This window comes from Methanohalobium sp. (assembly GCF_018609725.1).
Taxonomy (GTDB): domain Archaea; phylum Halobacteriota; class Methanosarcinia; order Methanosarcinales; family Methanosarcinaceae; genus Methanohalobium.
This window is the reverse complement of sequence record NZ_JAHENT010000055.1, coordinates 1-9,583: the sequence shown is the minus strand read 5'-3', so window position 1 is coordinate 9,583 and position 9,583 is coordinate 1. Positions and strand designations below refer to the sequence as shown.

Annotated in this window: 9 protein-coding genes and 1 tRNA gene; 2 read left to right on the top strand and 8 right to left on the bottom strand. The window is 36.1% G+C overall.

Annotated elements, in window-relative coordinates:
• Positions 1-187 (top strand): transposase (locus QZ276_RS03360; RefSeq protein ID WP_292485120.1); only part of this gene is annotated, 187 nt, incomplete at its 5' end.
• A gap of 113 nt (positions 188-300) precedes the next feature.
• On the opposite strand, the gene QZ276_RS03355 is transcribed toward QZ276_RS03360, so the two are convergent.
• The 7 genes from QZ276_RS03355 to QZ276_RS03325 all read right to left on the bottom strand — a co-directional run bounded on the left by QZ276_RS03355 (position 301) and on the right by QZ276_RS03325 (position 6,917).
• Positions 301-2,232: a glycoside hydrolase family 15 protein gene (locus QZ276_RS03355; RefSeq protein WP_292485273.1), complete on the bottom strand. Its 1,932-nt coding sequence runs from the start codon at positions 2,230-2,232 to the stop codon at positions 301-303.
• Positions 2,229-3,038: a V4R domain-containing protein gene (locus tag QZ276_RS03350; RefSeq protein WP_292485271.1), complete on the bottom strand. Its 810-nt coding sequence runs from the start codon at positions 3,036-3,038 to the stop codon at positions 2,229-2,231. The genes QZ276_RS03355 and QZ276_RS03350 overlap by 4 nt, the downstream gene beginning before the upstream one ends.
• A gap of 9 nt (positions 3,039-3,047) precedes the next feature.
• Positions 3,048-4,250, bottom strand: a complete 1,203-nt coding sequence (locus QZ276_RS03345; protein ID WP_292485269.1) for a glycoside hydrolase family 57 protein — start codon at positions 4,248-4,250, stop codon at positions 3,048-3,050.
• A complete protein-coding gene (locus QZ276_RS03340; protein WP_292485267.1) occupies positions 4,247-5,410 on the bottom strand; it encodes a glycoside hydrolase family 57 protein in 1,164 nt (387 codons plus the stop codon). Before QZ276_RS03340 ends, QZ276_RS03345 begins: the two co-directional genes overlap by 4 nt.
• A gap of 73 nt (positions 5,411-5,483) precedes the next feature.
• Positions 5,484-5,686: transfer RNA gene (locus QZ276_RS03335), tRNA-Trp, on the bottom strand.
• Positions 5,687-5,782: 96 nt separating this feature from the next.
• Positions 5,783-6,256, bottom strand: a complete 474-nt coding sequence (locus QZ276_RS03330; RefSeq protein WP_292485265.1) for a chemotaxis protein CheD — start codon at positions 6,254-6,256, stop codon at positions 5,783-5,785.
• Positions 6,257-6,284: 28 nt separating this feature from the next.
• Positions 6,285-6,917: a chemotaxis protein CheC gene (locus QZ276_RS03325; protein ID WP_292485263.1), complete on the bottom strand. Its 633-nt coding sequence runs from the start codon at positions 6,915-6,917 to the stop codon at positions 6,285-6,287.
• Positions 6,918-7,200: 283 nt separating this feature from the next.
• Between QZ276_RS03325 and QZ276_RS03320 the strand changes: the two genes are divergently transcribed.
• Positions 7,201-8,160: a tyrosine--tRNA ligase gene (locus QZ276_RS03320; RefSeq protein ID WP_292485262.1), complete on the top strand. Its 960-nt coding sequence runs from the start codon at positions 7,201-7,203 to the stop codon at positions 8,158-8,160.
• Between the two features lie 77 nt (positions 8,161-8,237).
• On the opposite strand, the gene QZ276_RS03315 is transcribed toward QZ276_RS03320, so the two are convergent.
• Positions 8,238-9,308 (bottom strand): AI-2E family transporter, encoded by a 1,071-nt coding sequence (locus QZ276_RS03315; protein ID WP_292485260.1) that lies wholly within the window; start codon positions 9,306-9,308, stop codon positions 8,238-8,240.
• Positions 9,309-9,583 lie beyond the last annotated feature (275 nt).

Sequence of the window (9,583 nt, the reverse complement as noted above, 5' to 3'; positions counted from 1 at the left end):
TAGTATATTATCAGTTATTAGAAAATTGAAGCAAGAATCAACATACCTTATGTGGAAAAACCACAAAAAACATCTAAAAATGTATTACTGGAAAGAAAATACTCTATGGAGTGATGGATACTTCTGTTGCACAATAGGAAATGTAAGCAAAAAAACAATTACAGAATATATACGCAGTCAAGGTTGATATTTGGATTAGGCGGTATTCATCCCTTTGTTTCATTTCAAAGAAATGAAACTCGCATTAAATCTACGATTTGATGCAATGCTAAAGACATAAGGGTTTTCTACCTTCTGTTATTATAAAGAATCCAGAAGCTGTAGATTATCGATCATAAGGGAACAGCTCCAACCAAGCGGTATAACCCATGCAGGATTACCAGTATACTTATCAACCTGTTCCGGCAATAATCCAGCACTTGTAGTTCCCCTGATTGACCATTTAATATATTCAAGAGCCTTATCTATCAATTGCTGCTGTTCTGTTTTTTTATTTATTGAAGTTGCAAGAGTGAGAATTGATTTTGACAGCCATAAGGTAGCAACAATCCACGGGTTTCCACCTATGTAATTATCATTCTCATAACGTTTGATTCCATAATACTCATTGATATTTAATGCCAACTTCTCCTCAACTTTTGCTATCATGGAGTCAATCATTTGTTTTTCATCAGGGTTTTTAGGATTTAACATGTTAAACGGTACAAATGTACCCAAAATACTAACATCAACTGTTGTATCCAAATTATTGTCAATAATCCCTTTTGCAAAATACCCATCATCCAGCCAGAGTTTATCCAGAGTATTCCTTTTTACCTGTTCTGCTCTTTCAGACCAGCGTTTTGCAAGACCTAATTCATTATATTCTTCTGCCAGATGAGCAGCACTTAAAAGCCCTGCATATATTGAAGCGTTGGTGTAGCTGAAAACACCCTTATAGGTTTCCCATAAATCGATACACAGGTCGTGCAAACCTTCAGAACTTCGCTTCATCAGATATTCCGCCCCGTGCAAGACCGTAACCCATATTTGGTATAGAAAATCCGCTTTTCTAACCCCACCTATCGATTGGTAGTATAGATTTGCCAGTTGAAGTGTTGACCCTGTTTCATCTATCTGTGTGGAGTCACTAAAATTACACCATGCAGGAGCTATATTGCCATCTATCCAGTATCTTTGAAACCATGAACCATCTGAAAACTGGGTTTTTTTGCACCATTTAAGAAAATGTTCGCAGTATTCATGATAACCTGAATTTAAGAGGGATGTCGCAACCTCTGATGCATCCCTATTCCAGCAAAACCCATATCCTCCACACATTTCAAAATTGGAATCAAATTCTGGAGCAGCAACAAAGGAACCATGTTTTGAATCATTCAAAAGGTTTAATGTAAGAAGAGAACGGTTGTACATATCCAGCAATTGTTCCCGGGTTTTTTCATTAATGGACAGTCCAGACAAATTTAATTTTCTCTTACCAGAAAGCCATGTAAAGCAATTGTTTTTGGTATTTTCATACATATCATCAATAGAATGGGGGTATATCTCATGCATCCTTTTATAAAGCTGGGTCCTTCTTTTGGAAGCACCGATTAACAAAGTAATTTCTGCTGGGTCATCTGTATTAACATCAAGTTTCCAGCCTAAAGCACTGTTGAGTTTACCGATATCTTCACGGTTTTTTTGCAGGATTCCGTCTTCCATATCATATTTGGCATTCATCCACCAGATGGTACCCATTATTTTTCCTACCTGCCAGTCATCAAAACCCGGCAACCCAACAAGACCGATATGAAAATCCCGCCAGTACTGGACAAACATTTTCTCTTCAGGGTCGCAGAAAGCGGAATTCTTTTTTTCCATTTCTCCTGTATTAAGGTTTAAGTAGTAGAAGAATTTGCCATGAAAATCTTTATCTGAATAAATCCTGTATTTGCGGATTAAAAAAGGTGCTTCCGGGTGCAGAAAGTCAAGGATTGATACTTCCAGACCTGATTCATGGGAAAGTTTGGTTGATACAATATCAGTATCTTTGATATAATACTGATTTGCAGTCCATTCTCCACTATCTGTCCACATGAGGCGTTCACCATCATGGATGCAAGCTACTGACTCCTCGACATTCTGAGCATAATCCTTTCTTGGATAGAAAAACCCGAAAATTTCCCCTTTACTGCCCATTGTAACAAGAAGATGTTTATTACCAAGAATTACATTTGGTTGTTTAATCAAGGTAAATCTCCTCTCAGTATATGTTCTGGTTTCACACTTTGGGGAGCTTTTGAAATTATATGCTCGCAGGTATCATGGCTCATAGATTTACATCTTATTTCTCTGACATGAACCGGTTCATTCAAAGCTTCTGTAATAAATCCTGAGAAAAATCCACTGATATATTCACATACAGGAATTTCGCTTTTACCATAGTATTCAGCGATAAAACAGTTCATGAAATATATCCTTCCATTAAGTGTTTCAAAATCAAGATCCATATCAAGCCTTCCCCATCCTGCAGCAATTACCAGTTCTTTTAAAATGTTTATAAGGTTGTTTTTGTCTATGTTAATATTTGTTTTTATGTATCTGGCTGCATGAATGCCACCATTGAGACCACTCATCATCAACAGTCCACCGGAATCGGATACATTTTCTTTTATTATGTGTATAACATCCACAAAAGTTGTTGCACGGGTTATTACGGCTCTTTCACCAAGTAGCTGGAGAGGGTAATCAAGTGAATGTAATTCTCCATCCTCCATAACCTCATATTCGATATTTAAAACAACATCAAGTTTTTCGAGTTTGTCCAAAAAGGTGTTAATATCAACACTTTGTTTTACAAGTGCAAAAAGGACATATTTTCCCCTGTCACTATATTCGGTATTATCAATATATCCATACCTTACATCCACGTTTTCAGATGCAAAAAGGTTTACAATATCAGCCTGTGATTTTGGTGTATCGGAATGGTGAATCTTAAACCATACATAATTTCCAGTTTCTTCTTTACTGAAAAAAATACCAAGATTATGTGTCATTTAAACATTTCACTCTCCTGATAAACCATTAAGACGTTTAAACACTTCAGCCTTGAAATCCATAACAACCGCCATATAATTTATTGCAGCGTCAAATGGTGAGGAATATACACTAAAATAAGCATGTACATCGCCGTCACCCATCCATTTGGTACACATATAATGGAAATGGTCGGATGTAAGCATATGTTTCCATATTTGTATCAGTTCATCATCTTCTGTCTTTTTAACATATGGGCCCAGATGTTTAATTTCTTCAAGACACCTTCTCTGCATATCATTTCCAACCCATGCACTGGTATCACGTTCCATATCAGCCCATGATATTGTTGAAAAATCCCCCACATCGATATTTCCCACTGGTGGATACATATCCACCACTTCAGAAGGGGTATTGAATGCAAGACCTCGATTTAATACTTCACCGGGTAAAGCACGTATAAAATCGAAAATACCGGTTTCTTCCCATTGATGTTCACCAAACGTTTCATAGTCCATGAAAATATTAAGGATATCTCCTTCCACATCCGATGCCCATGAAGCCCATTTATCAGCAGTCAAAGGGTACTCACCCCACCATCTTGCTGAAAAACGGTATCCAATGTCATCACTTAATGGGTAGTTTCTCAATAATAAAGGCAGACCGCTACCTTCTGCCCGGTATACATAATCCGGAGACCGCCATCCAAGAAGGTTATCCACACCTTCAGCAAGTATTGCATTGTATCCTAAATCAGAAACGGTCTTTGCTATATTATTGTTGTAGATCAACTCGGTATTCCTGAATACTTTTGGTTTGACACCAAGAAGATCTTTTATAACATTGTGATGTTCTTTAATTTCCTCTATAAATTCTGACCTGTCCTCAAATAATCCTGCTAATGAGTGGTAATTCGTCTCGTCCAGAAATTCTACACAACCTGAATCTGCCATCTGTTTGAAAGTATCCAGTACATCATTACCCCAGTGTTCGCACTGGTTCAGAAGAGTTCCTGTCACAGAAATACTGAATTTAAAATCTTTATCGTATTCATCGATTAACTCCAGCAGTAGATTATTTGTTGGACGATAACATTTGTCTGCAACTTTTTCAAATATCTCTTTATTTGCAGCGTAATCAAAATACCTGTAAAAACCGCTTGTATCATCAGGCCAGAACCACCTTAGTCTGTATGGTTGATGAATCTGGAAATAAGGACAAACAGAAGTCATTGTTTGGCCTCCATTTTTTTGATTTGTCCCGCCGCCTCAATAACAGCACGTCTGAAATCCGAGATGATTGAAAAGTTGTTAACCCCTCGTTCATAAGCCAGTGGAAGGTTGTTATAATTCATATCCAGAAATATGTTACTCTGTTGAAGATATCCATATATCTGTTTCAAAAAATTGTAATCAGGTGAATCTTTAATTTTCTGTAAATCTTTATTGATTCTCATTAACTCACATAGATAAAGATTTTGCATGTGGTTTCCTGTAAGGCTGTCCATACCAAACCTTGCAGTTGATTCAATATTAAGGTTATCAAGTTTTATTTTTTGGTGTTTCTTTACTGCTTCAGAAGGAGTTTCCATCTTGATATCGTACTTTTTGAGGCTTTCTGGTAATTCTTTTAAAAACTGGAATATATTACTTTCATTTTTATGATGTCTGACAAGGGTATCATAATTGAAATAGATAACAACTACATCCCCTTCCATATTATTTATCCAGGAAGCGAACTTGTCTGCAATCAACGGATAACCTGTCCATGACCTGTCAGAAAATCGGGTCTCTATATCCTTGCTTAAATTAATATGCCTGAGAAGGATGGGTAATTGATTGGTGTAGACGTATACAGGATCTTTTCCATCTAAAAGATTGGATGAACCTTCTGAAATCATGCATTCAAAACCCTGTTCTTTCAAAATGCTTCCTGTATGAGTTGTTAAAAGTAGTTCAGAATCGACAAATGTTTGTGGTTTTTGTTCAAACAAATTATTTATTTCGTTCCTATGTTTTTTAATCTGGTCGCGGAATTCGAAAGAATCATTATATAAACTGCTAAGAGAATGATAATATGAAGATGAGGTGAATTCTACCTTTTCAGTGTTTGATAATTCTTTGAAAGATTCGATTACATCAAAATTCCATTTTTTGCATATGTCTATAAACGTTCCGGAAATATTAAAAGAGTATTTTCCACCATTTTTTAATGAATCTTTTATAACCTCATTTGTACGTATGAAATCATTACTTATTTTTTCAAAGGTGGAATAGACCTGCGGCAGGTCGAAATATTTATCGATACTCGGTTTAGTATATTCATAAGCTGGCCAGTACCATTTCAAATTTAGTGGTAGGTGTACCTCCCCGCAAAAACAAACAGATTTCATATATCCTAATTCTTTTTATGGAATATTTGAGTGTATTGGTATCTCAAGAAAAAAAGAATGCAGAAAGAAAAGGTGGGGCTGGTGAGATTCGAACTCACGATCGACGGGTCTCTCCGAACCACTGCTCTTGACAGTTCTTTAAAGGCTCTTGCAGAGCACATATCAGTGCTCCAACGGTTCCTCATAGACCCGCCCCGTCGAGCAGGTCTCAGCAGACCCGTTGTTCATCATTTATCCGCTGGAGCCCGTCGCCATTCCTGGCTAGGCCACAGCCCCTGACCTATCTTTATATTAGATACATGTTCCTAAACATATATCCACCAGTCTACATTACACGATTGGATTTATAATTTTTGCTATTAATAATAATTGTCAAATCTTGGAATTGCCTTCTTTGATACTTCTTATAAAGACTGCGCCATCTGATGTATCCATTGTAGTGGTTCTGCCGTGGTTCCCTCCTGTTTCTTCAGCTACAAGCGGTATGTCAAGATTTGATAATACTTCCTTTGCTTTTTTTACATTGTTCCTCCCCACATTGATGGTCCCGCTGTTACCCATAGAAAACATATCAGCTCCGCCTACAAGTTTTGCTTCAAGCCTCCTTTTTGCAACACCATTTTTTACCAATTCATCAACAAGATACGGAATACTTGTATCTACAAATTTTGCTCTGTTGTTTGTACTCCTTGCATTCTCAGAAGAAGGCAACATTGCATGAATAAGACCACCCACTTTTTTGGAAGGATCGTAAAGTGTTATACCTACACACGAGCCAAGACTCATCGTTTTCAGGTTCTCAGGGTTTTTTGCAACAGCAAAGTCTGCCATTTTTACTAGTTTCATTAAAATCAGCTCGTTTTATTTTTTCAAATCAAACCATCTTATTTATCCTCTCAAGGAAATCATCCAGCAGAGACTTGTCAAACATTGTCAGAAAACTGCCCTTTACCTTGTGTTCATCTTTGATTGTAAACTCAGTATCGAATACGATTGCATAATCCACTTCTATACTCATCTCAATAAGGAGGTTGTCCATTATTGCAGCAACCATATCGTAGTTGGTATACGGAATTGTAATCGAAGTATTGATTCCAAAAAAATCACTGATAGCACTGGAATATGATCCTGCAAGAATCTGACCCACTTCCCCCATCATAGACAGAGTCATCTCACTCTGCAAATCAACATCATCAGAATCCATAACAATCTGTGAGATTTTTTCAGCGCTTTCTTCAGGAATAATTATAGCAATATATCCCATGAAGTTACCTCGAAGCCCTACTATGGTTCCTACCACCGGTTCTTCAGGGCTTCCGACAATTTCGGGTACATCTTCTATTTTTTCTATTTTCAAATCAGGGACATGTATGTTCACCTGTCGATTGATGAGTTTTGATAATGATGTTATGGAGTTGCCCATGCCAATATTGGCAACTTCTTTAAGCGCATCACGCTGGAATTCATTAAGATTGAGTATTTCTTCATTTTCCATTTTATCTACCATTTATATTTGTTTAACAGAACCGTCTATACTGATGCTACATATATGATACATTGCAGGTTTTAGATGGTTGTTAAATCTAAGTTGTAAAATTTTAATAATTTAAATCAGAGTTAATATATTTATATACTGTCCATACAGGTATAAAAATTATTAGTTTAAATATTTCTGCTTTTGACAAGTAAAACAAAAATTTTATACTAGTATTTTATGCTTATTTTTGCGGTATTTTTTCAACACCAAAAACCTTTAAAATCGAAATGTTATTGTAAAAAGCGGTGAACCCATGGAACAGGAAGAACTTATAAAACGGAACCTGCAGGAGATAGTAACAGAAGAAGAACTTGATGATTTAGTCGCCACAAAGAACAGACCGACAGCGTATGTAGGGTATGAACCAAGTGGTAAAATTCACATGGGGCACGTCCTGACAGTAAACAAATTAATCGATTTACAAAGGTCTGGATTTGATATTACAGTTCTCCTTGCTGATATCCATGCCTATCTCAATCAAAAAGGAAGCCTTGAAGAAGTTCGCGAACTGGCAGAACAGAACAAACGATGTTTCCTTGCACTAGGTCTTGACCCTGAAAAAACCAGATTTGTTTTTGGTTCAGATTTCCAGATGAATCATGATTACATGTTAAATGTCTTAAAACTTACACAAGAAACTTCATTGAACCGTGCAAAACGAAGCATGGATGAGGTGGGACGCAAAATGGATGACCCGAAAGTGTCCCAGATGGTATATCCTATCATGCAGGCGGTTGATATAGCCATGCTTGAAGTCGATGTAGCAGTCAGCGGTATCGATCAGAGGAAAATCCACATGCTTGCACGGGAAGAACTTCCAGATATCGGTTATAGCTCTCCGACATGCATACATACACCAATAATGCTCGGTCTGGACGGTGTTAAAATGTCATCATCAAAAGAAAACTACATATCAGTGGATGATACAGAAGATGACATCAAAAGAAAAATGAAAAAAGCATACTGTCCGGCAGAAACAGTTGAAGATAACCCTGTACTTGAAATTTTCAAATACCATGTGTTCCCGAGATATGATGAAATAACCCTGAAAAGACCTGAAAAATTCGGAGGGAATCTGGAAATATCAGGTTATCAGGAACTGGAAAAACAGTTTGCATCGGGTGAAATTCATCCAATGGATTTGAAAAATTCCGCGACTGAATATATGAATGACCTTCTCGAACCGGTAAGAAAAATTCTCACAGAAGCCTGAAAGATAAAATTAAATTTTTGCACCTATATATTGTATCAATTACCTATAAGGTGGGGTTAGATGACAAAGTATACCTATCAGGATTCTGCTTCTTCATCCGTTTGATATTTTGTCTTTAATTTCGCTCTGTAAAATGCAAGCAGGAAACCATAGACGAGTGGACCTACAATAAACCCTGTAAAACCAATAACAAATATCGGTGCTGTGAAAGAAAGTAATGTTATAACAGGATGAATTGATGCTTTATTTTTAGCAAGCCTCGGTCTTATGAAACTGTCAGGGAATATACTAAGAATAAATATTCCAAACAGCAAAATGATTACTGCTGTAGCGTAATCCTGTATAATAAGGTAGTAGAGAAATAGTGGTATATAGATAACTGGTGCACCTACAAGAGGAAGCAGTGTTAACAGGAATACAGCCATCCCAAGAATTACCGGATAGGGAATACCAAGAAGGAAAAAACCTACAGAAGCAATAACCCCTGTTAAAAAACTGGTTACAAAAAAGATGTTGAATAGATTGTAATAGATAACATTAAGTTCATTAATGAATAAACTTACAACATGCTTGTTTTTTTCTGGAATTACATCCATAATTTGGGCTCTAATTCTACGTGCATCTATTAAGAAATAGTATGTAAACAACAAAGTCAATACAAAACTTATAATATATAACGGTGTATTTGTTATAAAAGATGTCAAGAATGTTTTTGCATATGGGGATACCCAGTTTATAACCGTAATCACCGGTTGACTCAGACCATTTGATATATAGCTTTCTGCTATAAATGAAAGATAATCTGTAGAACTTATAAAATCCAATAATTCTTTTTCCAGTGCTATTATAGGTTCTCTGATTTGGTCTGGCGAAGCTATCAGTTTTGATATTTCCCTTACAGCAGAACTTAAAAGAAGGTAAATACATAACCCAAGAATGAATAAAGCTGAAAGTACTGATATAGATGAGGCTATTCTTTCGCTTTTTGTAACCTTTTCAAGATATGAATATACAGGATAAAGTACATAAGTTAAAAATATGCTGAATACAACCACTGGAACAAATTCTTTAGTCAGATATATGGCTATAATACTTACCAAAAGTATTAATGAAATTATGAAAAGGCTGTATTTTTTGTCAGAATCCATGTTTATTTGTCTTTGATTTTTTTGGAATAATCATTGTTTTTATTTTAACATATAATGGATTTGTATAGTTAAATATATTTTTGATTTTTTTTACAAAAGTGTAATTATGTTAGTGAACTACCACTTGGCTAAAGACCAAGTGGCTTCAGAAGGAGTTTACTCCAAAGAGTCTTACTATTTAAATCAAAGATTTAAAGATATTTGTAAATTTTCAATTTACAAAGTCCTTCTTGGATGGTTCACACACCCACTATCGGTTATTCCTGTAAGGAAAT